22 protein-coding genes are annotated in these 24,030 nt (G+C 71.4%); 9 read left to right on the top strand and 13 right to left on the bottom strand.

The genetic code is table 11. The annotated features are described in order from the left end of the window. Positions 1-134: 134 nt before the first annotated feature. Complete coding sequence (locus ACILSK_RS15045; RefSeq protein WP_395727981.1) at positions 135-1,037, top strand: alpha/beta fold hydrolase; 903 nt, start codon at positions 135-137, stop codon at positions 1,035-1,037. 23 nt (positions 1,038-1,060) lie between these two features. On the opposite strand, the gene ACILSK_RS15050 is transcribed toward ACILSK_RS15045, so the two are convergent. From ACILSK_RS15050 to ACILSK_RS15060, 3 genes are all read right to left on the bottom strand, one after another. Then, a complete protein-coding gene (locus ACILSK_RS15050; protein ID WP_395727982.1) occupies positions 1,061-1,222 on the bottom strand; it encodes a hypothetical protein in 162 nt (53 codons plus the stop codon). 52 nt (positions 1,223-1,274) lie between these two features. Then, positions 1,275-1,694 carry an SRPBCC domain-containing protein gene (locus ACILSK_RS15055; protein ID WP_395727983.1) on the bottom strand — a complete coding sequence of 140 codons (420 nt, stop codon included), beginning with the start codon at positions 1,692-1,694 and terminating at the stop codon, positions 1,275-1,277. A 186-nt stretch (positions 1,695-1,880) separates the two neighbouring features. Next, complete coding sequence (locus tag ACILSK_RS15060) at positions 1,881-2,462, bottom strand: CGNR zinc finger domain-containing protein (RefSeq protein ID WP_395727984.1); 582 nt, start codon at positions 2,460-2,462, stop codon at positions 1,881-1,883. 57 nt (positions 2,463-2,519) lie between these two features. Between ACILSK_RS15060 and tgt the strand changes: the two genes are divergently transcribed. Next, complete coding sequence (tgt, locus tag ACILSK_RS15065) at positions 2,520-3,764, top strand: tRNA guanosine(34) transglycosylase Tgt (protein WP_395727985.1); 1,245 nt, start codon at positions 2,520-2,522, stop codon at positions 3,762-3,764. A gap of 9 nt (positions 3,765-3,773) precedes the next feature. On the opposite strand, the gene ACILSK_RS15070 is transcribed toward tgt, so the two are convergent. Continuing rightward, entirely contained in the window at positions 3,774-5,393 is a 1,620-nt protein-coding gene (locus tag ACILSK_RS15070; RefSeq protein ID WP_395727986.1) for a PucR family transcriptional regulator, read from the bottom strand. 105 nt (positions 5,394-5,498) lie between these two features. Here ACILSK_RS15070 and ACILSK_RS15075 point away from each other — a divergent pair, with 105 nt between their 5' ends. From ACILSK_RS15075 to ald, 3 genes are read left to right on the top strand one after another with little or no spacing between them, the layout of a single operon-like run. Continuing rightward, a complete protein-coding gene (locus tag ACILSK_RS15075) occupies positions 5,499-7,013 on the top strand; it encodes a CoA-acylating methylmalonate-semialdehyde dehydrogenase (protein WP_395727987.1) in 1,515 nt (504 codons plus the stop codon). A gap of 31 nt (positions 7,014-7,044) precedes the next feature. Then, positions 7,045-8,424, top strand: coding sequence for an aspartate aminotransferase family protein (locus ACILSK_RS15080; RefSeq protein WP_395727988.1), 1,380 nt, complete (start codon positions 7,045-7,047; stop codon positions 8,422-8,424). Positions 8,425-8,456: 32 nt separating this feature from the next. Continuing rightward, positions 8,457-9,584 (top strand): alanine dehydrogenase, encoded by a 1,128-nt coding sequence (gene ald / locus ACILSK_RS15085; protein WP_395727989.1) that lies wholly within the window; start codon positions 8,457-8,459, stop codon positions 9,582-9,584. Between the two features lie 192 nt (positions 9,585-9,776). On the opposite strand, the gene ACILSK_RS15090 is transcribed toward ald, so the two are convergent. Then, the gene (locus ACILSK_RS15090) at positions 9,777-10,460 is read right to left on the bottom strand and encodes a queuosine precursor transporter (protein ID WP_395727990.1); all 684 of its coding nucleotides are present in this window, start codon (positions 10,458-10,460) and stop codon (positions 9,777-9,779) included. A 308-nt stretch (positions 10,461-10,768) separates the two neighbouring features. Then, a complete protein-coding gene (gene gluQRS, locus ACILSK_RS15095) occupies positions 10,769-11,722 on the bottom strand; it encodes a tRNA glutamyl-Q(34) synthetase GluQRS (RefSeq protein ID WP_395727991.1) in 954 nt (317 codons plus the stop codon). A 184-nt stretch (positions 11,723-11,906) separates the two neighbouring features. Between gluQRS and ACILSK_RS15100 the strand changes: the two genes are divergently transcribed. Beyond that, complete coding sequence (locus ACILSK_RS15100; protein WP_395727992.1) at positions 11,907-12,656, top strand: nucleotidyltransferase domain-containing protein; 750 nt, start codon at positions 11,907-11,909, stop codon at positions 12,654-12,656. A gap of 125 nt (positions 12,657-12,781) precedes the next feature. On the opposite strand, the gene ACILSK_RS15105 is transcribed toward ACILSK_RS15100, so the two are convergent. The 7 genes from ACILSK_RS15105 to ACILSK_RS15135 form a co-directional block, all read right to left on the bottom strand. Further along, positions 12,782-13,663, bottom strand: coding sequence for a hypothetical protein (locus ACILSK_RS15105; RefSeq protein WP_395727993.1), 882 nt, complete (start codon positions 13,661-13,663; stop codon positions 12,782-12,784). A 25-nt stretch (positions 13,664-13,688) separates the two neighbouring features. After that, complete coding sequence (locus tag ACILSK_RS15110; RefSeq protein WP_395727994.1) at positions 13,689-14,486, bottom strand: hypothetical protein; 798 nt, start codon at positions 14,484-14,486, stop codon at positions 13,689-13,691. Next, complete coding sequence (locus tag ACILSK_RS15115; protein ID WP_395727995.1) at positions 14,483-15,826, bottom strand: MFS transporter; 1,344 nt, start codon at positions 15,824-15,826, stop codon at positions 14,483-14,485. Before ACILSK_RS15115 ends, ACILSK_RS15110 begins: the two co-directional genes overlap by 4 nt. Positions 15,827-15,970: 144 nt before the next feature. Continuing rightward, on the bottom strand, positions 15,971-17,365 hold the full coding sequence (locus tag ACILSK_RS15120; protein ID WP_395727996.1) for a family 1 glycosylhydrolase: 1,395 nt from the start codon (positions 17,363-17,365) through the stop codon (positions 15,971-15,973). Between the two features lies 1 nt (position 17,366). Continuing rightward, complete coding sequence (locus ACILSK_RS15125) at positions 17,367-17,999, bottom strand: TetR family transcriptional regulator (protein ID WP_395727997.1); 633 nt, start codon at positions 17,997-17,999, stop codon at positions 17,367-17,369. A 22-nt stretch (positions 18,000-18,021) separates the two neighbouring features. After that, positions 18,022-18,852: an ABC transporter permease gene (locus ACILSK_RS15130; RefSeq protein WP_395727998.1), complete on the bottom strand. Its 831-nt coding sequence runs from the start codon at positions 18,850-18,852 to the stop codon at positions 18,022-18,024. Beyond that, positions 18,849-19,565, bottom strand: a complete 717-nt coding sequence (locus tag ACILSK_RS15135) for an ABC transporter ATP-binding protein (RefSeq protein ID WP_395727999.1) — start codon at positions 19,563-19,565, stop codon at positions 18,849-18,851. Before ACILSK_RS15135 ends, ACILSK_RS15130 begins: the two co-directional genes overlap by 4 nt. Before the next feature lie 149 nt (positions 19,566-19,714). On the opposite strand from ACILSK_RS15135, the gene pta reads away from it, so the two are divergent. Genes pta through ACILSK_RS15150 form a run of 3 tightly spaced genes read left to right on the top strand, consistent with a single transcriptional unit; the run spans position 19,715 to position 23,907 of the window. After that, positions 19,715-21,781 carry a phosphate acetyltransferase gene (gene pta / locus ACILSK_RS15140; RefSeq protein WP_395728000.1) on the top strand — a complete coding sequence of 689 codons (2,067 nt, stop codon included), beginning with the start codon at positions 19,715-19,717 and terminating at the stop codon, positions 21,779-21,781. Further along, on the top strand, positions 21,781-22,980 hold the full coding sequence (locus tag ACILSK_RS15145; protein WP_395728001.1) for an acetate kinase: 1,200 nt from the start codon (positions 21,781-21,783) through the stop codon (positions 22,978-22,980). Before pta ends, ACILSK_RS15145 begins: the two co-directional genes overlap by 1 nt. A gap of 3 nt (positions 22,981-22,983) precedes the next feature. Then, a complete protein-coding gene (locus ACILSK_RS15150; RefSeq protein WP_395728002.1) occupies positions 22,984-23,907 on the top strand; it encodes an AEC family transporter in 924 nt (307 codons plus the stop codon). Positions 23,908-24,030 lie beyond the last annotated feature (123 nt).

The following is a 24,030-nucleotide window of genomic DNA, read 5'->3' on the forward strand; positions in this document are numbered from 1 at the left end:
GCCGGGTCCATCCTGCCGCCTCGACCGGCCGATCATTCCGGCGTCGGTGCCTGCGAGCCGCACGCGCCGGCCAGCGGAACACAGCGCAGCGTGATGGGATGTCGCGCAGCGTGTGAGCGACGAGGGGATGACGGATGGCGTCGACGGAGAGGTCCGAGGAGCCCGCGGTCCGGACGGTGCGAACCGCCGCCGGCGACGTGGACTGCGCCGTGGTCGGCGAGGGACCGCCGGTCCTGGTCGTGCACGGCTCACCCGGTGGCCACGACGCCGGCCTGGCGATGGCCCGCTTCCTGGTCGCGGACGGGCTGCGGGCAGTCGTGCCGGATCGACCCGGGTACTTCGACACACCGCTGAGTTCGGGAACGACGATCGACGGGCAGGCCGACCTGTACGCGGCGCTGCTCGACGCGCTCGGCATCGACCGGGCGGGGGTGCTCTGCTGGTCGGGTGGCGGGCCGTCATCCTACCGGTTCGCGGTGCGGCACCCCGACCGGGTGACCGCCGTCGTCGCCTGCGCCGCGGTCAGCCGGCGGTATGTGTTCGCCGGTGAGAAGGGCGCCGACAAGCTGATCATGGACACCGGCTTCGGCCGGCGGATGCTGCAGCTGATGGCCAGGCACACCCCGGAGAAGCTGGTCGAAGCGACGATCGCGTCGGAGGGCGACCTGACCAAGGACCAGCTCGCGGAGCGGGTCGCGCACGTCATGGCCGACCCCGAGCGGGAACAGTTCACCCTCGATCTGGCCGTGGCCGCCAACCACACCGGTCCGCGCAAGGCGGGCTTCGACAACGACATGGCCCAGTTCGGGGCGATCGAGTCGTTGGAGCTGGACCGGATCGGCGGGCCGTGCCTCCTCGTTCAGGGCACCGCCGACACCGACGTGCTGCCCGACTACAGCGGGTTCGCCGCCGAGCAGATCCCGGGCGCCGAGCTCGTCGAGCTGGCCACCGGCACCCACCTGGCGTTCTGGGTGCACCCGGAGTCGGCGCCGGTGCGGCAGCGGGCGATCGAGCTGTTCCGGTCCGCCGCCGGCTGACGGGTCCGGGGTCGGCGAGCCGGTCAGCGGCGTGGTTTCGCCCGGATCGTCACCCGGCCGGACAACACCGCGACGCCCACCAGCATCGCGTAGATCCGCAGGCCGTGGGCCCGCCGGACAAACCGGCGATCGGGGGGCACCGCCCCGCGCCAGGCCGCGGAATGGTGGGCGTCAGGTTCGGTCATGTCCTTCGGAGGCGCGGACCACGGGGTCAGATACGGGCGGCCGATCGTTCGATCACCCGAGGCGGTCGACCACCGCGTCCAGCACCGCCCGCCAGTGTTCGCGCTGCCGGGCGCGTTCGGCCGGGTCGGAAAGCCGTTCCTGGTGGAACCGGATCACCGTGCGCCCGCCGCGCACCGAGACGGTGACCTGAACGGTCGACTCGTGGTCCCAGTCCGGTGGTTGCCAGGTCAGCCGGAGCCGGCCGGTCGGGTGCAGGCTGCGGATCTCGCCGCGGGTGCCGTCGGTGGTGCGGTAGCGGGTGCCCTTGGCGGCGGCCGGATCGGGCAGTCGCACGCCGGCCCCGAGCCAGGTCGCCACCCCGTCATCGCTGACCAGGCTGCGCCAGACCTGGTCGGGTGGCAGATCAACGGTGCGGGAGACGCCGATCTCGAAGCCGGCGTCCCGGGTCAGGCCGACGGGGGTTGTGCTCATCGGCCCACCCTCCCGGAACGCCTCGCAAGCTCGGCCCTACCGGCTCGGCCGGACCGACGAGAGCGTCGATGATTCGCTCGCTGGCGCTCGCTCATCGGCCCACCCTCCCGGAACGCCTCGCAAGCTCGGCCCTACCGGCTCGGCCGGACCGACGAGAGCGTCGATGATTCGCTCGCTGGCGCTCGCTCATTGCTCCTCCAGATGGCGGGATCGGTGGTCCCGGACCTTGTGCCGGTTGCCGCAGCGCTGCATCGAACACCAACGCCGGGCGCCGGGACGGGACGTGTCCAGGAAGACCAGCCGGCAGTCGTCGGCGGCGCACTCGCGGATCCGCGCCGCGGCCGGCCCGGCCAGCACCGCGAGGCCGTCCCGGGCGACGGTGGACAGCACGGCGGACGCGGCCGCCGGGGTCCGCCAGCCGTCCCAGGTGGGCGCCAGGGGCGCTGCGGCGGCCGCGAGCTCGATCGTCGCCCGGTCGGTCTCGCCGGCCGGAGTCCCGGCGATCGCCGCCCGGGTCGCCCGCCACAGGGCGTCGCGCAGGCCGCGGGCCGGCTCGAGATCGGCATCGTCCGCCGTAACGTCGCCGCCGGCCAGCGCCAACCGGCTGGCACCCACCCAATCCCGCAGGTCGGCGGGCTCGTGGAGACGATCCCAGACCGCCAGGTCGTCCGGTCCGCCGGTGAGCAGGAACTCGAGGAACAGCGCCCCGGGGTCGAACCGCCAGCTCGCCCCGTCCCGTGGGGTGAGGACGATCCCGTCTGACATCATGAAACCACTATAACCGGTTACGAGACCGCGGAGGGAATCGACTGGTTGGATCCAGAGGTGAGCACGCGGTCGGGGTCAGGATTCGGGTTCGAGGTCGGCACGCGGCTGCCCGGCCGCCAGGGGCGCACCGGCGTCATCAGCACGCCGCACGGCGCCATCCGGACCCCGGCGTTCGTCGCTGTCGGCACCAAGGCGACGGTGAAATCACTGCTGCCCGAATCGGTCGCCCAGCTGGGCGCGCAGGCGGTGCTCGCCAACGCCTACCACCTGTACCTGCAGCCCGGTCCGGACATCGTCGACGAGATCGGCGGTCTCGGCGCGTTCATGAACTGGCCCGGCCCGACGTTCACCGATTCCGGCGGCTTCCAGGTGATGTCGCTGGGCGTCGGCTTCAAGAAGGTGCTCGCCATGAACACCGCGGGCCTGCAGTCCGACGACGTCATCGCCCCCGGCAAGAACCGGCTGGCCACCGTCGACGACGACGGGGTGACGTTCAAGTCGCACCTGGACGGCTCGATGCACCGGTTCTCGCCGGAGATCTCGATGGGGATCCAGCACCGGTTGGGCGCCGACATCATCTTCGCCTTCGACGAATGCACCACGCTGATGAACACCCGCGGCTACCAGGAACGGTCGGTGGCCCGCACCCACGCGTGGGCGGCCCGCTGCGTGGCCGAGCACCGCCGGCTGACCGCGGAACGGGCCGGCAAGCCGTACCAGGCGCTGTTCGGCGTGGTGCAGGGCGCGCAGTACGAGGACCTGCGCCGGCAGGCCACCCGCGACCTGTTGACTTTGGGCTTCGACGGGTTCGGTATCGGCGGCGCGCTGGAGAAGGAGAACCTCGGCACCATCGTCCGCTGGGTGTGCGAGGAACTGCCCGACGAGCTGCCCCGGCACCTGCTGGGAATCAGCGAGCCCGACGACATGTTCACCGCCATCGAGAACGGCGCCGACACGTTCGACTGCGTCTCCCCGTCCCGGGTCGCCCGCAACGGCTCGCTCTACATCGAGGACGGCCGGATCAACATCACCAACGCCCGGTTCAGGCGGGATTACGGGCCGCTGGACGAGTGCTGCGACTGCTACACCTGCGCGCATTACACCCGCGCCTACCTGCACCACCTGTTCCGGGCCAAGGAGATGCTGTCGGCGACCCTGGCCACCATTCACAACGAGCGGTTCGTGGTGCGGCTGGTCGACCGGATCCGGACCAGTATCGACGACGGGACGTTCGCCGAGTTCCGCGCCGAGTTCCTCGGCCGCTACTACGCGGCCCGGCCGAGCGTCCGGCCGACCGGATGAGCCACGTCGTCACCGGACCCGGGTGACCGCCCCGGCGTCCGCACCGTCCGCGTCCACGATCATCAGGGCCGCGTGCAGGGACGTGCGGGACTCGACCGGCTCCAACGGGACGCCGAGGATGCGCTCGATCACGCCCAGCCGGGCGTACAGCGTCGGCCGGGACAGGCCGGTGGTCCGCGCGGTGTCGGACTTCGACCCACCGGCGGCCAGGTAGGCCCGCAGGATGGCCATCAGGTTGTCGCCGGTCCGGGCGTCGTGGTCGAGCAGCGGGCCGAGTTCGGTCTCGGCGAATGCCTGCACCCGGTGGTCGTGGCGCAGCAGGGCGAACAGTCCACGCAGCCGGACGTCGGCGGACCGGAACAGGCGTTGCCGGCCGGCCATGGTGGTGCCGACCTCGGCGACGTGCTCGGCCTCGACCAGGCCGGCGGCGGCCCTGATCAGGCCGGGCGAGGCCGGCGCCGTGCCGGCCGCCCAGTCGCCGATCCCGCGTCCGGCCAGCCGATCGGCCAGCCCGGCACAGACCGCGTCCAGGGATCCGCCGACCGCGGTCGGGTACGGGCAGGTCACGATCAGGGCGATGGTGCCCTCCCGGCGGATGGACCCGAGCGCGGTCAGCCCGGCCGACGTCACCGCCTGCCGAGCGGCGACGAGCACCCGCCGGTCGGTGGCGCCGTGGCTGATCGCGTCCCCGCCCGGGGCGCGCGGGACCTTGATCACCAGCGGGATGTACCGGGCGCTGACGGCCAGGCCCAGTGCACCGGCGCGGGCCAGCGCGTCGGCCTCGTCGGTGATCCGGCCGCTGACCAGGTCGTCCAGCAACCCGCCCAACGCCTGCACCAGCAGCGCGTCCCGGTCCTGTTCGATCATCCGCTGCAGTTGCAGGGACTGGGCGGCACGCTCCAGAACCATGCGGGCCGGACCGGATTCGCCGGCGTGCCCGGGCAGCACCAGCCGGCCCCACTGCTCGACCCCGACACCGACCGGGGCAGTCGACCACTCGACCTCGGCCGCGCCGCCGTGACGGCGGGAGCGGTCGGCCCAGCCGTCCAGCAGGTCCGCGGCCGCGGCGCCGGCCCGGCAGAAGGCCAGCACATGCCGGTTCAGATCCTCGAGAACGACCGGTGCGTGCAGGATCTCGGACGCCTTGGTGACGATGTCGGTCGGCGACGCGCGGCCGATGTTCAGCGAGGTGAACGCCTCGTGCACGGCCCGGGCGAACTGCAGTTCGTCGTACCGGTCGGCAATGATCATCCGGTGCACCAGTTCGGTGACGTCGACGAACCGGATCGGCCGGTCGAGCGCGATCACCGGCAGCGTCAGCTCGTCGGCCAGATCGGCGACGCACGAGGGCATCTCGATGACGTGCAGGCCGAGTTCGACGATCAGCGCGCTCACCCGGAGCTCGGCGAGCATGCGCAGGTAGGTCCCCACCTGGTCGGGGCTCCCGGCCAGCGTGAGCCCGGTGCTCATCACCAACTCGCCACCCTGGAGGAGTCCGGTCAGGTCGGCGGTATCGCTCAGGTGCACCCAGCGGACCCGGCGATCCAGATAGGCGGCCCCGCCGATCACGCGGGGTGCGCCGGCGGCCACGACGGGAAGGTCGAGCACCTCGCGCACCGTGGGAATCACCGACACAGTGTAAAGAATTGGTCGGTTGATTTGACAGCCTGAACTCGACGGATCTGGCACGGTGAGGGTGGTCGAGTCGTCTCCCCAGTTGCGAGGTCCCATCCCGTGGTCGCTCCTGCCCAACCGCTCATCACCCACTGGTCGGACAACAAGCCGTTCCCCGGCAGCAGCGCCGCCACCGCGCCGGTCACCAACCCGGCCACCGGCCAGGTCACCGGCCGGGTCGCTTTGGCCACCGTCGAGGACGCCCGGGCCGTGATCGACGCCGCCGCCGCGGCCTTCCCGGCCTGGCGGGACGCCTCGCTGGCCACGCGCACCAAGGTCCTGTTCCGCTTCCGCGAGCTGCTGGAGGCGCGCAAGGGGGAACTGGCCGCCATCATCACCGGCGAGCACGGCAAGGTGCTGGCCGACGCGCTCGGCGAGGTCGGCCGCGGTCAGGAGGTCGTCGAGTTCGCCTGCGGCATCAGCCATCTGCTGAAGGGTTCGGCCAGCGAGAACGCCTCCACCGGCGTCGACGTTCACTCGGTGCGGCAGCCGCTCGGCGTCGTCGCGATCATCTCCCCGTTCAACTTCCCGGCCATGGTGCCGATGTGGTTCTTCCCGATCGCCATCGCCGCCGGCAACACCGTCGTGCTCAAGCCGAGCGAGAAGGACCCGTCCGCGGCGTTGTGGATGGCCGAGCTGTGGGCCGAGGCCGGCTTGCCCGGCGGCGTGTTCAACGTCCTGCAGGGGGACAAGCAGGCGGTCGACGCGCTGCTGACCCACCCGGTGGTCAAGGCGATCTCGTTCGTCGGCTCCACCCCCATCGCCCGGTACGTCTACGCCACCGGCACCGCGAGCGGCAAACGGGTGCAGGCCCTCGGCGGAGCGAAGAACCACGCGATCGTGCTGCCCGACGCCGATCTGGACCTGGCCGCCGACGCGCTGGTCAATGCCGGCTTCGGCTCGGCCGGCGAGCGGTGCATGGCGATCTCGGCCGCCGTCGCCGTCGGCGACATCGCGGACGAGCTGGTCGCCAAGGTCGCCGAGCGGGCCCGGACGATCCGGACCGGCGACGGCACCCGCGGGTGCGACATGGGACCGCTGGTCACCGCCGCACACCGGGACCGGGTGGCCGGCTACATCGACGCCGCCGCGGCCGCGGGGGCGGCGGTGGTGGTCGACGGCCGGGAGATTGCGGCCGGCGGCGCGGACCGTGCCGATGGCGGGTTCTGGCTGGGCCCGACCCTGCTGGACCACGTCACCACCGACATGTCCTGCTACACCGACGAGATCTTCGGTCCCGTGCTGTCCGTCGTCCGGGTCGAGAGCTACGACCAGGCCCTGGATCTGGTCAACGACAACCCGTACGGCAACGGCACCGCGATCTTCACCAACGACGGCGGCGCCGCCCGCCGCTTCCAGAACGAGGTGCAGGTCGGCATGGTCGGCATCAACGTGCCGATCCCGGTGCCGGTGGCCTCGTTCAGCTTCGGCGGCTGGAAGGATTCGCTGTTCGGCGACACCCACGCGCACGGCACCGAGGGCGTGCATTTCTTCACCCGTGGCAAGGTCGTCACCTCCCGCTGGCTGGATCCCAGCCACGGCGGGATCAATCTGGGCTTCCCGCAGAATCAGTGACAATGCAACCGATCGACGAGGAGCCCGGCCGATGACCGCCCTGATCGAACCCGCCGTCGACGCGAGCGGTGCCGCCGACCACCTGTGGATGCACTTCACCCGGATGGGCACCTTCGCCGACCGGCCGGTGCCGGTCATGGAGCGGGGCGACGGTGCGTACCTGTGGGACACCAACGGCCGCAAGTACCTGGACGCCCTGTCGGCGTTGTTCGTGGTGCAGGCCGGCTACGGCCGGGACGAGATAGCCGCCGCCGCCGACGCGCAGACCCGCAAGCTGCCGTACTTCCCGGTGTGGTCGTACGCGACCCCACCGGCCATCGAACTGGCCGACCGGCTGGCCGCGCTGGCCCCGGGCGATCTGAACAAGGTGTTCTTCTCCACCGGGGGCAGCGAAAGCGTCGAGACGGCGTGGAAGGTGGCCAAGCAGTACTTCAAGCTGACCGGAAAGCCGAACAAGACCAAGGTGATCAGCCGGTCGGTGGCCTACCACGGCACCACCCAGGGCGCGCTGTCCATCACCGCCGTCCCCGGCTTCCAGATCCCGTTCGCGCCGCTGGTTCCGGGCGCGGTGAAGGTGCCGAACACCGACTTCTATCGCGCCCCGGAGCATCTGGCCGACGATGAGAAGGCGTTCGGCCGCTGGGCCGCCGACCAGTTCGAGCAGGCGATCCTGATGGAGGGCCCCGACTCGGTGGCCGCCGTGTTCGTCGAACCGGTCCAGAACGCCGGCGGGTCGTTCCCGCCGCCCCCCGGTTACTTCGAACGGCTGCGCGAGATCTGCGACGAGCACGACGTCCTGCTGGTGTCCGACGAGGTGATCTGCGCGTACGGGCGGCTGGGCACCATGTTCGGCTGCCAGAAGTTCGGCTACCAGCCCGACATCATCACCAGCGCCAAGGGCCTGACGTCCGGGTACGCCGCGCTGGGGGCCGCGATCATCTCCGAGAGGATCTTCGAGCCGTTCCGCACCGGGACGGTCTCGTTCCCGCACGGGTACACCTTCGGTGGGCACCCGGTGGCCTGTGCCGTCGCGCTGGCCAACCTCGACGTGTTCGAGGCGGAGGACCTGCTGGGCAACGTACTGCGCAACGAGGGGGCGTTGGGCGCCGCTCTCGGCAAGCTCAAGGACCTGCCGATCGTCGGCGACGTCCGCGGCAACGGTTACTTCTGGTCCGTCGAACTGGTCCGCGACCGGGCGACCAGGGAGCCGTTCAGCCGGGCCGACTGCGAACGGGTGCTGCGCGGGTTCATCGCCCCGGCGATCTTCGAGGCCGGCGTCTACTGCCGCGCCGACGACCGCGGCAACGCCGTCGTCCAGTTCGCCCCGCCCTTGATCTGCGGTCAGCCCGAGTTCGACCAGATCGAGTCCGCCATGCGCTCGGTGCTGACCGACGCCTGGACCAAGCTCTGAATCCCGCCCGTCAGCCCGAAGGAGAAACCCGCATGAGCCTCGTCGTCGGCGTCCCCAGCGAGATCAAGAACAATGAGAACCGGGTGTCCGTCCAGCCGGACGGCGTCGCCGAACTCGTGCACCACGGTCACCAGGTCCTGGTCGAGGCCGGCGCCGGCGTCGGCAGCCGATTCGGCGACGCCGAGTACACCGCGGCCGGCGCGACGGTCGTCGGCACCGCGGACGAGGTGTTCGCCGGGGCCGACCTGATCGTCAAGGTGAAGGAGCCGATCCCGGCCGAGTACCACCGGTTCCGGGTGGGCCAGCAGCTGTTCACCTACCTGCACCTGGCCGCCGACCGGGAGCTGACCGAGTTCCTGATCGAGAAGAAGATCGACTCGATCGCGTACGAGACGGTGCAGACGCCGGACCGGAAGCTGCCACTGCTCACCCCGATGAGCGAGGTGGCCGGCCGGCTGGCCGTGCAGGCCGCGGCGCACGCCCTCGAGTCGCCGGCCGGCGGCGCCGGGATCCTGCTCGGCGGCGTGCCGGGCACCCCGGCGGCGAAGGTGACGATCATCGGTGGCGGGGTGTCCGGCACCGAGGCGGCCAAGATCGCGCTCGGCATGCGGGCCATCGTGCGGGTGTTCGACACCAACCCGGCGCGGCTGGCCTACCTGTCCGACATCTTCGAGGGCCGGCTCGATCTGGTCACCCCGAACCGGGCCCGGATGGCCGCCTACATCGCCGACTCCGACGTCGTCATCGGCGCGGTGCTGGTGCCCGGGGCGAAGGCACCCAAGCTGGTATCGCGGGAGATGATCGCCTCGATGCGACCGGGTTCGGTCGCCGTGGACATCGCCATCGACCAGGGCGGCTGCTTCGAGACCAGCCGAGCCACCACGCACGCCGACCCGACGTACGTCGAGGAGGGCGTCGTGCACTACTGCGTCGCCAACATCCCCGGCGCCGTCGCCCGCACCTCCACCCTGGCGCTGACCTCGGCGACCCTGCCGTACCTGGTCACGGTCGCCGACCGGGGCGTCGCCGGTGCCGCGGCCGCCGATCGGGCGCTGGCGCTGGGCCTGTCCACGCTAGGCGGACACCTGACCAACGAGCCCGTCGCGCAGGCGCACGGCCTGCCGTACCGCAACCCGGCCGACCTGCTGGCCGCGGCCTGACATTCACGGGCCTACCCGCCGCCTACCGCCTGCCGCCTGCCGCCCGCCGCCCGCCGACCGCCGCCCGCGAGCCCGCCGCCCGCCCTCACGGCCCTACCCGCTGTTGATCATGGGCGGACGGCCGGTCTGCGCGACTCAGAACGGCCACCAGCCCATGATCAACAGCGAACGGGGGGACGCGGGAGGCGGGGGTCAGACGCGGACCGCGGCGCCGGGCACGTAGCCCGGCTCGTGCCGCTTGACCAGGGCGATCACCGGGTAAGTGATCGGCAGGAAGACGACCTCGATCAGCACCTTGTACACGTAGCCGGTGATGACGTAGCTGACGAACTCCCCGCCGGTGATCACCCCGTAGAACGCCACGGTGCAGAACACGAGCGTGTCGGCCAGCTCGCCGACCACGGTGGAGCCGATCAGCCGGAGCCACAGCTTGCGTTCCTGGGTTCGCTCCTTGATCTTGACCAGCACGTAGGCGTTGAGCAGCTGCCCGGCCAGGTAGCCAAGGATGCTGGCCAGCACGATCCGGGGGACGAACCCGAGGACCGCCTCGAAGGCCGCCTGATTCTCGTAGGCGTCGGCGGCCGGCGCGATCTGGACCAGGTAGAAGGTCAGCGAGGCGAGGACAGAGAGCCCGAAGCCCATCAGGATCGCCCGTTTGGCGCGCTTGAACCCGTACACCTCGCTCAGCACGTCGCCGAGGATGTAGGTCATCGGGAACAGGATCGCCCCGCCGTCGGTGATGATCGGCCCGAACTGGATCAGCTTGGTCGCACCGATATTGGAAATCAGCAGCAGTCCGCAGAACAGCACGACGATCAGGTCGTAGTTGCCGGTGCGCGGCTTCGAGGTCGCCGGGTCCGGCGGCAATTCGGTCACCGCGCCATCCAAGCAGCCCGCCCCACCCCCAGTCCCCCTGCCCCGCGCGGATCAACTACCGCGGCGTGGAACAACTCACCCCGAATGTGAAGCGTGGGACAGGAGGCGACGACTTCGTCCGCGCGGCGGTGTGGATGGTTCGTGTGGACACCTGCGCGGATCAACCGACGGCGAATGTGACGGGTGGGACGGAAGTCGACGACTTGAGCCGCGCCGGCGTTGTTGATCCGCGCGGGGCAGGGGGACTGGGGGTGGGGCGGGGTCCGGTCGGTGCGGGGTCAGTGGGTCGGTCGGGGGCGGGCCCGGGGTCAGACGGTCGGGAGAGTGGCGGGGTCGACGATCCACGGGTCGCGGGGCAGCGCCGCCGGATCGAAACGGGGGAGCAGGTCTGTCGGGGTCACCCGCTCGCCGGGGCCGGCCAGGCCCAGCGAGGCCGCGAGCAGCCCGAGCACGTCCACCGCGGACCGTCCAAGGGCCGCCAGATCGGTCAGGGTGACCGCGCCGTCCCGCTTGGCCAGCCGCTGCCGGTGCGTGTTCAGAGCCAGCGGCACGTGCGCGTACGCCACCGGCGGCCGGCCGAGCAGCGAGGCGAGGTAGGCCTGCCGGGGGGCGGAGGTCAGCAGGTCGTCGCCGCGGACGACCTGATCGACGCCCTGGGCGGCGTCGTCGACGACCACCGCCAGGTTGTACGCGGCGACCCCGTCGTTGCGCCGCAGCACGAGGTCGTCGACGGCGCCGGTGAACGCGCCGGCCAGCTCGTCGTCGACGGTCCACCGGGTCGCCCCGGCCCGCAGCCGCCACGCGCTCGGCCGGCCGTCGGCCCGGCGCTCGGCGACCTGCGCGGCGGTCAGCGACCGGCAGGTGCCCGGGTACGCGCCGTCGGCCCCGATCCGCTGCGGGAACGACGGGTCCGGATGCGGCGCGGACGCCGCCTCACGGATCTCCCGGCGGGTGCAGAAGCACTCGTAGGCGAGGTCCCGGTCGATCAGCGAGCTGATCGCCGCGTCGTAGAGCGGGGTCCGCGCCGATTGCTGCACGACGGGCCCGTCCCAGTCCAGCCCGATCGCGGCCAGATCGGCCAGCTGGCGCGGCGCCGCGCCGGGCCGAACCCGATCCAGGTCCTCCATCCGCACCAGGAACCCGCGTCCGGTCGAGCGGGCGAACAGCCAGGCCAGCAGCGCTGTGCGCAGGTTCCCCAGGTGCAGATCACCGGACGGGCTCGGCGCGAACCGCCCCGCGCCACCCGACTCCGTCGCGCTCATCGCCGTCGCTCGCGACGAGCCGACCTCGGGGTGCGACCGCTGCTCCGATGGCGCGGGGGGAGGATCCGGGGGTGTGGGACGGCCCGATCGTCCCCACGGATCAGCGGGTCGGCGCACGCCGGGTCTTCGTTCATCGCGGACCATCATGTCAATCGGAGCCGGGTCGAGAGGGGACGATGGGCCGATGCCGGAGGTCGAGGACTATCTGCGGGCGCTCGCGCGCATCTGCCGGGACCTGCTCGGTGACGAGCTGGTCGGCGTGTACGCCGCCGGCTCCCTCGCCCTCAACGGTTACCGGCCCGGGCGCAGCGACATCGACGTCGCGGTGGTGGTCCGAAGCCCGCTCGACGAGGAATCCAAACGGGTCCTGGTGCGGGGCCTGCGACACGAGAACCTGCCCTGCCCCGCCCGTGGCCTGGAGCTGGTCGTCTACCGGACGGATGTCGCCGGGTCCGGCTCCGTCGAGCCCGGTTTCGAGGTCGAGCTGAACACCGGCGCCCGCATGGACTTCCGAGTGACGTTCGACCCGGCGGACCGGCCGCCCGCGGACGGGGCGTTCTGGTACGCGATCGATCGCGGCATCCTGGCCGACCACGGTCGGGCCGTCGTCGGACCACCGGCCGCGACGGTCTTCATCTCCCCGTCCGAGTGGGACCTGGCCCACCTGCTTGCCGCGTCGTTGCGGTGGCACCTGAACTCGCCGGCGGCCGCGTCGGACGATGCCGTGCTCAACGCCTGCCGCGCCCTGTGCCGGGTGCGCATGGGCCGGTGGTTGGCGAAACCGGTCGCCGGAGCCGCGGTGAAATCTCAGCCCGGTTCGCTGGACGTCACGGTGATCCGGGAGGCCTTCCGGGCCCGGGACGGTGGTCCACCGCCCGACGCCGCCGGTGTGCGGCGGTTCCAGCGGGAGGTCCTGCGGCTGATCGAGGGCTGATCGAAGGCTGGTCGCGGCGCCGAGGCGCGGGCCGGGCCCGGCCCATCCGGCGGTGCAGCTCAGCCCGGAACGCAGCTCAGCCCGGGACGCGGCTCAGCCCGCGGTGCGGTCGACCGGGACGCGGCTCAGCCCGCGGTGCGGTCGACCGGGGTCGACGCCGGCGCGGGATTCGCTGCCCGCGCAGGAGGGCCGGCAGCCGCGGCTGCTTCGGCGGGTCCGGCGGCAGGGGCGGGCTGGGCGCGTTCGGCCGGGACGGGCAGCTCGGGAGGCGGGTCGGGCATCGAGGGCGCGCCGGCGATCAAATCGGACACCCACCGCCACCGCGGATCCCACCTGGTCTGGAACTTCGTCTCGCGCCGAAGAGCTCGTTCGATCTTGCGCGGTCGGCGGTATCGCCGTCCCCACCAGGAATTCGGCCGAGCCAGCCGGATCGCCGCCCACCAGGCCACCGGCGCCACGAAGCAGCCGACCAGCGCCGACCGGTACTTGCCCTTGAGGACACAGACCAACAGCAGCAGGAAATGCGCCACGACGCCGGTGAGCAGGGTGACCCGGATCTCCAGGTCGTCGACGGACAGCTCGTCGACGCCCAGCGGGCTGAAGCCCAGCAGTACGAACCCGAAGACCGCGGTGGCCAGGCCGATCATCTCCACCGAGACCCGACCCTCGTTGGCCCAGTAGACGTCCTGCAGGTGCAGGATCAGCGCGAACTCGTCGAGGATCAGCGAGATCCCGATACCGGACAGCACGCCGGCGATCTCGATCCACGGCGAATCCGGCCCGCGCAGCGCCATGATCGTGCCCAGGATCAGCAGGATGATCCCGGGCACCGCGTGGTGGACGTGCACGCCGGACGAGGACACGTTGTTCTTGAACGGCCCGATCCCGGCCCGGATCAGCCGGGTGATGATCCGGGTGGACAGGAACGTGACGATGAACGCGGCGAAGCACAGCAGCAGCGGGAGCTTGCCCGGATCGATGATGTTGTCCTGCCACCACTGTCCCATGGGCGAATGGTAGGTGGGCGAGCCATCATCGTGCGGGTGGTTCCGGGGCCGGGTCGCCGGGCCGCGGGTCCGCGGCCCCGGGGAGCGCGGGCCGGCCGGTCGGCGCGCCGGCGATGACGTCCGACAGCCATTGCCAGCGCGGATCCCACTGCTCGTCGAAGTGCGTCTCCCGCTGCAGGCATCGTTCCAGCGTGCGCCCTCGGTATCGGTGTCGGGCCCACCACGATCCCGGCCGGGCCAGCCGGACCGCCGAGAACCAGGCCACCAGCGGGACGAAGCAGCCGATCAGCGCCGAGCGGTACTTCCCTTTCAGGACGCAGATCAGCAGCAGGCCCCCGTGGACGAGCACTCCGACCAGCAGCGTGATCCGGATCTGCAAGTCGCCGACGGTCAGGTCGTCGACGCCCAGCGGGCTGAACCCCAGGAGCGCGAGCCCGATACAGGCGGCCACCAGCCCGATCATCTCGACCGAGATCCGGCCCTCGTTGGCCCAATACACATCGTCCAGGTGCAGGATCAGCGCGAATTCGTCGAGCACCAGTGAGGTGCCGACACCGACCAGCACGGCGGCGATCTCGAACCAGGGCGACTCGGGCAGCCGCAGCGCCATCAACGCCCCGAGGATCAGCAGGATGATGCCGGGCACCGCGTGATGGATGTGCACGCCCGAGGCGGAGACGTTGTTGCGAAACGGCCCGACACCGGCCCGGATCATCCGGGTCACCACCCGGGTCAGCAGGAACGTGACGACGAACGCCACCAGGCACAGCAGCAGCGGGAGCTTGGCGGGTTCGACGATGTTGTCGTACCACCACTCACTCACGAATAGGCCTGCCAGGTCGCCACCGGAGCCGGCGCCCCGAGGGCCGGCGCGCGGACCGGGATCAGCGCCACCAGACCCACGGCGAGCACCAGCAGGATGCCGACGATCCCGGCCCGATCGGCCCCGAACACGAAGGTGAAGAAGCCGAACAGGGTCGGCGCCAGGAAGGACACCGCCCGTCCGGTCGTCGCGTACAGGCCGAAGATCTGTCCCTCCCGGCCCAACGGGGCCAGCCGGGCCATGAACGTCCGGGACGACGACTGCGCCGGTCCGACGAACAGGCAGAGGACCAGTCCGAAAATCCAGAACATGGTCGGGCCCGAGACGAACAGCAGGACGCCGCCGGCGACGAGCATGCCCGAGAGTGAGAAGACGATGACCCTCTTGGGTCCGAGCCGGTCGTCGAAGATGCCCGCGGTCAACGCGCCCAGCGCCGATACGACGTTGGCGACGACGCCGAAGATCAACACATCGGCGCTGTCGATGCCGTACACGGTGACGGCCAGCACCGCTCCGAAGGTGAACACCCCGGCCAGACCGTCCCGGAACAGGGCGCTGGCGCCCAGGAAGTACACGGTGTGCGGGGCCGTCCGGTAGAGCTCCTTGAGGTCCCGGAACAGGACCCGGTAGGAGGCGAAGAAGCCGACCCGCTTCGAGCGGGGCGCGCCGTGGATCTCCGGGACCGCGAACAGCACCGGCAGCGCGAACAGCAGGAACCAGGCGGCCGCGAAGATCGCGACCATCCGGATGTTCAGCCCCGCCGCCGAGGTCACGCCGAACCAGCCGACCTCGGGGGCGATGAAGCCGACGTAGCAGATCAGCAGCAGCACGATGCCGCCGAAGTACCCCATCGACCAGCCGAAGGCGGAGACCCGGCCGATCGTCAGCGGCGTCGACACCTGATGCAGCATCGCGTTGTAGGAGACCGACGCGAACTCGAAGAAGATCGACCCGAGGCTGAGCAGCACCAGGCCGAGCCACAGGTAGTGGTAGTCGTTCTGGACGAAGAACAGGCCGGCCATGGAGATCACCGTGAGTGCGGTCCACACACCCATGGACAGTTTCCGTCGACCGCCGGCGTCGGCGCGCTGCCCGGTGATCGGCGCCAGCACCGCGACGAGGAAGCCGGCGATGCCCAGCGACCACCCGAGCCAGGTGTTGGCCGAGATCGAACCGGGCAGGTCGTCGCCGACCGCATCGGTCAGGTAGACGGAGTAGACGAAGGTCAGGATCACCGCGTTGTAGGCCGCCGAGCCCCAATCCCACAGCCCCCACGCGACGATGCGGCCGGTCGGCACCGGCCGGCGGTCGGCGCCCGGCTCGACGGAGGCAGTGCTCACCGGGCGAATCTATCGGCCCACCCGTTGTCCCGCCGACCGGCGGGCCGTCGATCACGGTGGTCCCGGGATCGGGGTTGGGTAGAGGCGCTCGGAGGCCCCTGGGAACAGCCGGTAGTCAGCCTTCGGCTCTTCAGTCCTCAGCCCTCAGCCGGAGTCCGGAGTTCTCGGTCCGGCCGCCGGCGATGGCTCGAGCCGGTCGTCGGCGGCCGCGGCGATCAGCGAGCGGAAATGGTCGAACGACGCCCGCCGCTGACGCTCCGGCGCGCCCGGGTCGACCCGCACCAGGCCGGTCCGGGCGCTCCGGCCGGCCGATCCCTCCCAGCCGTCCAGCAGCGACCAGTGGAAGTAACCGCCGACCGGTACCCCGGCCGCCGCGGCCCGCCGGACCGCGGCCAGATGCCCGTCCAGGAACTCGACCCGGTCCCGGTCCGGTCCGCCGGCGTGGGTGTCGGCGTCGGCGTCGGCGGCGGTCGTGGCCTGGACATCAGCGACGGTGTCGGCGTCATCGAACGCGCCGCCGGTCGCCGAGACGAACACCGGGGGCAGCCGCGGGTACCGGTCCCGCAGGTCCAGCAGGGTTCGCTCCAGGGCCGGCGGGTGGATCGGCAGGTCCGTCGCCGAGCGGGGGACGCCGTCCATCGGCACCAGGCTCAGCGGCACCGACCGGTTCTCCGGCGCCGCCGCCACCACGACCGGGTGCTCGTACGTCACCCCGTAGAAGTCCAGCGGCGCCGCGATCGCCGTCAGGTCCCCGTCGGCGATGAGGTCGTCGGGCACCCCCGGGAGGCCGGCAAGCCGAGCGGGGTAGCGGCCGAGCAGCACCGGGTCGGCGAACTGATGACTGTGATAGGCGTCGTAGAAGCCGGCCGCCCACCGGTCGGCGCCGCTCGACGAGGCCGGCCGGACCGTCGTGTGGTTGTTCACCAGGCCGACCGTGCCGGCGCCGCGCGCCCGGAGCGCCGCGACCGCCCGGGCGTGCCCGAGCAGCAGGTGATGGGTGACCTGGAAGGCACCGCCCAGCAGGGTCAGGCCCGGGGCATCCACGCCGACCGCATGCCCCAGCGCCATGTGCGAGAACGGATCGTCCAGCGTCACCCAGGCCTCGGCGCGGTCGCCGAGCCGGTCGGCGACGAGCGCGGCGTACTCGCCGAACCGCTCGGCGGTGTCGCGGAGCAGCCAGCCGCCGTCCAGCATCAGCTCCAGCGGCAGGTCCCACCGGTACAACGCCACCCATGGCCGGATGCCGCGGGCGAGCAGGCCGTCGACCAGCGCGTCGTACCCGTCGAGCGCGCCCGCGTCGGCGGGGCCGGAACCACCCGGTTGGACCCGCGGCCACGACACCGAGAACCGGTAGGCGTCGACGCCCAGGTCGGCGAGCAGGTCGAGGTCGCCGGCGCCCTGCCCGATGCCGATAGCGGGATCGGGAGCGGTGCCGTCGGCGATGCGGCCCGGCGCCGCGGCGAACGCGTCCCAGACGCTGAGGCCGCGGCCCGCCCTGCCCTCGACGTGCGGGGCCCCGGACGCCACTCCGTACCGCATGTCAGGCCGTCCCGTCGGGCAGGGGGCCGGTCAGGTAGCGCTGGATGGTGCCGCCGACCGAGGCGATCAGCTGGGCCGGCGGCAGCGCGACGACCGGCTCCAGGAAGAGCAGGTAGCGGCCCACGATCAGGCCGAGGACCTGGGTCATCACCAGCCCGGTCCGCCGATTGCGCTCAGCCTCCGGCAGGCCCAGCGACGCGGCGAACGGTCCGGCCACCGAGCCGACGACGAATTCCCGGAGCAGCCGGGCGCGGCCCTCATCGGCCAGCGCGGTGCGCAGCCACCCGGCCAAGCCGGCCCCGGCCGGTGATTCCCACACGGTCAGGATCATGGTCACCATGCGCTCGCCGAGACCGTCGATTCCGGCGGCGCCGACCCGCTGCAGGATGGCCGGGAGGTCGATCGGCATCTCGATGGTCGCCATGAACAGGTCGTCCTTGGTGCCGAAGTAGTGATGCACCAGCGCCGGGTCGACCCCGGCCCGGCCGGCGATCCGGCGGATGGACGACCCGTCGAAGCCGGACTCGGCGAAGGTCGTGCGGGCGGCGTCCAGGATGGCCCGGCGGGTGTCCGGATTGCCGGGCCGGCGGCCGGTCCGGGCCGGGCGCCGCGCGGCGGCCTTTCCGGCGGTCATCCAACTCCTCGCGGTGACGTGCTCAGGGGGTACGGCGGCGAAGGGTGACCGCGGCCAGGATCAGCCCCAGGATCACACACCCGCCGACGACCACCAGGTCGATCCAGAAGGTCGAGGTCGGCTCCGAATTCGCTCCGACCTCCTGCAACGCCTCGACGGCGTAGCTCAGGGGCATGACGTCGGACAGCGCCGACAGCCAGCCGGCCATCTCGTCCCGCGGCACGAACAGGCCGCAGAGCAGGATCTGCGGGATCACCACCACCGGCAACATCTGCACGGCCTGGAACTCGGTGCGGGCCAGCGCCGAACAGGCCAGCCCGAGGCCCACCCCGAGCAGCGCGGTCAGCACGGCGATCAGCACCACCAGGCCGGCCGAACCGGCGGTGATCATGGAGTAGAGCCAGTACGCGCAGGCCGCCGCCACCACGGCCTGCCCGGCCGCGGTCGTGCCGAACGCGATGCCGTACCCGAACAGCAGGTCGCCCTTGCCCGTGCGGGTGGTCATCAGCCGTTCCAGCGTCCCGCTGGTCCGTTCCCGGAGCATGGCGATGCTGGTGATCAGGAACATGATCACGAACGGGAAGATGCCCAGCATGATCAGCAGGATCTGCCCGACCTGGGGTGAGCCGTCGTACATCGCGTAGACCAGGCCCATCAGCACGACCGGGACTCCGATCAGCAATCCGATGGTGCGCGGGTCGTGCCGCAACTGGCGCAGGATGCGGCCGGTCGTCGCCGTCAGGATCCGGGGATTGACCACCGCGTTGATCTGTCGTCCCGTCGCGGGCGCCGTCGCCGCGGGAAGGGGCGCCGGGCTGAGGTGTTGATGGTTCGCTCGATGCCGCTCGCTCATCGCCCCGCGCCCTCCCGAATGAGTTGCAGGAACGCGCGGTCCATGTCGTCGGTGCCGGCGTGCTCCTTGATCGCTGCCGGGGTGTCGTCGGCGAGCAGGGCGCCGTCCCGGATCAGCAGCAGCGTGTCGCACCGGTTGGCCTCGTCCATCACGTGCGAGGAGACCAGCACGGTCACCCCGGCCGCCGCCCGCTCGTGGAAGTAGCCCCACAGCTCCTCGCGCAGCACCGGATCCTGGCCGACCGTCGGCTCGTCGAGCACCAGGACGGGCGGGTCACCGACGATCGCGCAGGCCAGCGAAGCCCGGGACTGCTGCCCACCGGACAGGTTGCCGACCAATTGCCCGGCCGCGGCCGCCAGGCCGACCTGCTCGACCGCCGCCCGGGCGCCCGCGGCGCCGGTCCCGGCGATCGCCGCGAAGTAGCGGGCGTTTTCCAGCACCGTCAGGTCCAGGTAGACCGACGGCGCCTGGCTGACGTAGCCGATCCGGTTCCGCAGTGAGGGTGACCCGGCCGGGTCGCCGAGCACGGTGACCGTGCCGGACCGGATGACCTGGACGCCCACGATGGCCCGGATCAGGGTGGTCTTGCCGGAGCCGGAAGGGCCGAGCAGTCCGGTGATCCGGCCGGCCCCGGCCCGGCAGCTGAGCCCGTCGAGTGCCGTGGTTCGGCCGCGGCGCACGACCAGCTCGCGGACGACGATCGCGTCGGACATCGCGCACCTCCCCGTATTTCAACGAAGGGTGAATTTCCCTGATGGCGAGGGTAGCCCCGGCGTCACCGGCATGTCAACGCGCGATGAATTCACCTGTGACGCGTGTCGTTCGACACGAGCGGTTTCCCTCGTCCCGTTAGCCTCAGGGCATGTCGCGCAGCCTGTACATCACCGCGCCGGAGGCCCATTCCGGCAAGTCCGCGGTGGCCCTGGGTCTGGTCGACCTGCTCAGCCGCCGGGTCGGCCGAGTCGGGGTCTTCCGCCCGATCATCAACCGGGATCATGACCACGACACCGTCATCGACCTGTTGATCGCCCACCCCGGCGTCCGCCAGGCGTACGACGAAGCCGTCGGTGTCACCTACGCCCAGTGGCACGCCGATCAGGACGCCGCGCTCTCCCGCATCGTCGACCGGTTCGGCGAGCTGAGCGCCGATTACGACGCCGTCGTCGTGGTGGGCAGCGACTACACCGACGTCACCACCGGAAACGAGTGGGCGAGCAATGCCCGGATCGCCGCCAACCTCGGCTCGCCGGTGGTCATCGTCGTGCACGGGTCCGAGCGGACGCCGGCGGTGATCGCCGCCACCATCGAGCTGGCCCGCTCCGAGCTGGTCGCCTGGCACGCCCAACCGGTCGCGGCCATCGCGAACCGCGTCGACTCCGAGTCGATCGCCGCGGTCCGGGGACTGCTCGCGTCGACCGGCCTGGTCTCCGGCGCCATCGCCAACGTGCCCATTCTGGGTGCGCCGACCGTCGCCGACCTGCGGGACGCCTGTGGCGCGGTGCTGTGGCGGGGCGACGAGCAGCTGCTCGCCCGCGAGTCGATGGGCTTCCTGGTGGCCGCGATGACGCCGCCCAACGTCCTCAAGCGGCTGCGCCCGTACACCACGGTGATCGTGCCCGGGGATCGCTCGGACATGCTGCCGGCGCTGATCCTGGCGCACCAGTCGGCCACCTTCCCCGAACTGGCCTCCATGGTGCTGACCGGCGGCTACACCCCCGAGGCTTCGATCACCCGGCTGATCGACGGCATCCGGCCCGACATGCCGATCCTGCTGGCCAACTCGGGCACGTTCGAAACCGCCACCGGGCTGGGCCGGGTGCGCGGCCGGCTCACCGCCCACTCCGCGATCAAGCTGGAGAAGGCGTTGCAGGCCTTCGCCGAGGGCGTGGACGCCGACGCGATCGTCGGCGCGCTGGACGTCGCCGACCCGAGCGTGGTCACCCCGATGATGTTCCAGTACCGGCTGATCGAGCGGGCCCGGACCGACCGGCGACACGTGGTGCTGCCCGAGGGCGAGGAAGAGCGGATTCTGCGGGCCGCGGCGATCCTGCTCCGGCTCGACGTCGCCGACCTGACCCTGCTGGGCGACGAGATGGCGATCAAGGCCAAGGCCGACACGCTGGGCCTGGACATCTCGGCGGCTAGGATCCTGTCGCCGAACGACCCCCGGTTGGTCGCGACGTTCGCCGCCGAGTACGCCCGGTTGCGCGCGCACAAGGGCATCACCCTGGAGCTGGCCACCGACATCGTCAGCGACGTCTCGTATTTCGGCACGATGATGGTGCACCTGGGGATGGCCGACGGGATGGTCAGCGGCGCTGTGCACACCACCGCGCACACGATCCGGCCGTCCTTCGAGATCATCAAGACGGCCCCGGGGACCACGGTCGTCTCCAGCGTCTTCCTCATGTGCCTGGCCGATCGGGTGCTGGTCTACGGGGACTGTGCGGTCAATCCCGACCCGACCGCGCCGCAGCTGGCCGAGATCGCCATCTCCTCGGCGCAGACCGCCGACCAGTTCGGCGTCGACCCGCGGGTGGCGATGCTGTCCTACTCCACCGGCAGTTCGGGTTCGGGCGAGGACGTGGAGAAGGTGCGAACCGCCACCGAGATCGTCCACTCGAAACGGCCGGACCTGATGGTCGAAGGGCCGATCCAGTACGACGCGGCGGTCGATCCGGACGTCGCGGTCACCAAGCTGCCGGATTCCAAGGTGGCCGGCCGGGCCACCGTGCTGATCTTCCCGGACCTGAACACCGGCAACAACACCTACAAGGCCGTCCAGCGCAGCGCGGGCGCGGTCGCGATCGGTCCGGTGTTGCAGGGTCTGAACAAGCCGGTCAACGACCTGTCCCGCGGGGCCCTGGTCGCCGACATCGTCAACACCGTGGCCATCACCGCGATCCAGGCCCAGGGGGCAACGTCTTGATGAAACATCCCATCCTGGTGGTCAATTCGGGCTCGTCGTCGATGAAGTACCAGTTGATCGACCCCGACGAGGGGCAGGCGGTGACCACCGGCCTGATCGAACGGATCGGCGTCGCCGGCAGCGAACCGGGCCAGGCCGCGCACAAGCAGGACGGCAAGGTATTCGAATTCGTCGGCGAGATTCCCGACCACGCAGCCGCCATCGAGGTGATGAAGGATCTGTTCGACCGGGCCGGTCGGCCGATCGAGCGGTCCGGACTGTTCGCGGTCGGGCACCGGGTCGTGCATGGCGGGTCCCGCTTCGGCGAGCCGACGCTGGTCGACGGGACGGTGCTGGCGGAGATCAAGGAGCTGTCGGTGCTCGCGCCGCTGCACAACCCGGCGAACGCCGTCGGCATCGAGCAGGCCCTGCTCGCCTTCCCGGACGTGCCGCAGGTCGCCGTGTTCGACACCGCGTTCTTCCGTGATCTGCCCGCGGCCGCGGCGACCTACGCCATCGACCGCACCGTGGCGGCCGACTACCAGGTGCGGCGGTACGGCTTCCACGGCACGTCGCACCAGTACGTGTCCGGTCAGGTTGCGCAGGCCCTCGGCCGGGACCTGGCCGGCCTGCGGCAGATCGTCCTGCACCTGGGCAACGGCGCGTCGGTGTCCGCCGTCGCCGGCGGCCGGGCGGTGGAGACGTCGATGGGCCTGACCCCGCTGGAGGGGCTGGTCATGGGCACCCGGAGCGGCGATCTCGACCCCGGCATCGTGTTCCACCTGGCCCGGACCGGCGGCCTGTCGATCGACGAGATCGACAACTTGCTGAACCGGCGGTCCGGCATGCTCGGGCTCGCCGGGGTGTCCGATTTCCGCGACCTCGACGCCCTGATCGAGGCCGGTGACGCGGACGCCGCGCTGGCCCTGGACGTCTACTGCCACCGGGTCCGCAAGTACATCGGCGCCTACCTGGCGGTGCTCGGCGGCGCGGACGTGGTCACCTTCACCGCCGGGGTCGGCGAGAACGCGGCGAACGTCCGGGCGACGGTGCTGTCCGGGCTCGAAGGGCTCGGCCTCGTGCTGGATCCCGAGCGCAACGCGGTCCGATCGCCCCAGCCGCGGATCATCTCCGCCGACAACTCGCCGGTGACGGTGATGGTGGTGCCGACGAACGAGGAACTGGCGATCGCCCGGGCGACCCTGGCGCTGGTTCGCTGACCGGTGCTGGCGGTCCTGCAGGGCCTGACGACGATCGGCATCGTCGTCGGGGTCGGTTACGGGCTGGCCCGCACCACCCTGCTGCCGCCGGGTGCCCCGGTGGTGCTGTCCCGGCTGGTGTTCTTCGTCGCGACGCCGGCGCTGCTGCTGGAAACCCTGGCCGGGGCCTCGATCTCGGCGGTGCTGTCGGCCGGGCTGGCCGTCACCGCGCTGACCACCACGGTGGCCTGGGCGATCTTCCTGCTGATCGCCCGGCTCTGGTGGCGGCGCGACGTCGGATCGGCGGTGATCGGGTCGCTGGCCTCGGCCTACGTCAACGCCGGCAATCTCGGCATTCCCCTGGCCGTCTACGTTTTCGGTGATGCCGCGCTGGTCGCGCCGGTGATGCTCTACCAGCTGGTGGTGCTCGCGCCGATCGCCTTCGTCGCGCTGGACATGGTCGAGTCCGGCCGGCGGCCCTCGTGGCGGCGGGTGCTCATCCAGCCGGTGCGCAACCCGGTGATCATCGCCTCCGTCATCGGGATCTCGCTGGCCGCCACCGGAGCGAGCATCCCGCAGCTGATCGACGCGCCACTCAAGCTGATCGCTGGGATGGCCGTGCCCGGCGCGCTGATCGCATTCGGCATCTCGCTGCGCGGCGCACCGATTCCCGGCCGCGGCGGCCGGGCCGCCGACCTGTCGGTCGTCGCAGTGTTGAAGCTGTTGGTGATGCCGGTGGTCGCATACGCGCTGGGGCGCTGGGTGTTCGGGATGAGCGGCGTGCCGCTGCTGGCTTCCACCATGTGTGCCGCGCTGCCCACCGCGCAGAACGTCTTCGTCTACGCCGTCCGCTATCAGGCCGGGGTGCCACTCGCCCGGGACGCGGTCGCCACCACGACGCTGTTGTGCATCCCGGTGCTCGTGGCGATCGCCGGGCTGCTGTCCTGACGCGCGGGGCGTTGGCCGGCTACGCCGACGCCATCGACACCGCCCCGACCGACGCCCGCACGGTCGGCCGGGTAGCCCGGGGGTCGGCCGGGTAGCCCGGGGGTCGGCCGGGTAGCCCGGCGG

The sequence above is a fragment of the Nakamurella sp. genome (genome assembly GCF_044224575.1).
In the GTDB taxonomy this organism is placed as follows: Bacteria; Actinomycetota; Actinomycetes; order Mycobacteriales; family Nakamurellaceae; genus Nakamurella.

Bases quoted from the DNA above. Each gene is read 5' to 3' on its own strand.
- ACILSK_RS15125 (WP_395727997.1), bottom strand. From the start codon at position 17,999: ATGACCGCCGGAAAGGCCGCCGCGCGGCGCCCGGCCCGGACCGGCCGC.
- ACILSK_RS15055 (WP_395727983.1), bottom strand. From the start codon at position 1,694: ATGAGCACAACCCCCGTCGGCCTGACCCGGGACGCCGGCTTCGAGATC.
- gluQRS (WP_395727991.1), bottom strand. From the start codon at position 11,722: ATGAGCGCGACGGAGTCGGGTGGCGCGGGGCGGTTCGCGCCGAGCCCG.
- ACILSK_RS15045 (WP_395727981.1), top strand. From the start codon at position 135: ATGGCGTCGACGGAGAGGTCCGAGGAGCCCGCGGTCCGGACGGTGCGA.
- ACILSK_RS15080 (WP_395727988.1), top strand. From the start codon at position 7,045: ATGACCGCCCTGATCGAACCCGCCGTCGACGCGAGCGGTGCCGCCGAC.
- ACILSK_RS15120 (WP_395727996.1), bottom strand. From the start codon at position 17,365: ATGCGGTACGGAGTGGCGTCCGGGGCCCCGCACGTCGAGGGCAGGGCG.
- pta (WP_395728000.1), top strand. From the start codon at position 19,715: ATGTCGCGCAGCCTGTACATCACCGCGCCGGAGGCCCATTCCGGCAAG.
- ACILSK_RS15060 (WP_395727984.1), bottom strand. From the start codon at position 2,462: ATGATGTCAGACGGGATCGTCCTCACCCCACGGGACGGGGCGAGCTGG.
- ald (WP_395727989.1), top strand. From the start codon at position 8,457: ATGAGCCTCGTCGTCGGCGTCCCCAGCGAGATCAAGAACAATGAGAAC.
- ACILSK_RS15050 (WP_395727982.1), bottom strand. From the start codon at position 1,222: ATGACCGAACCTGACGCCCACCATTCCGCGGCCTGGCGCGGGGCGGTG.
- ACILSK_RS15130 (WP_395727998.1), bottom strand. From the start codon at position 18,852: ATGAGCGAGCGGCATCGAGCGAACCATCAACACCTCAGCCCGGCGCCC.
- ACILSK_RS15100 (WP_395727992.1), top strand. From the start codon at position 11,907: ATGCCGGAGGTCGAGGACTATCTGCGGGCGCTCGCGCGCATCTGCCGG.
- ACILSK_RS15105 (WP_395727993.1), bottom strand. From the start codon at position 13,663: ATGGGACAGTGGTGGCAGGACAACATCATCGATCCGGGCAAGCTCCCG.
- ACILSK_RS15145 (WP_395728001.1), top strand. From the start codon at position 21,781: ATGAAACATCCCATCCTGGTGGTCAATTCGGGCTCGTCGTCGATGAAG.
- ACILSK_RS15135 (WP_395727999.1), bottom strand. From the start codon at position 19,565: ATGTCCGACGCGATCGTCGTCCGCGAGCTGGTCGTGCGCCGCGGCCGA.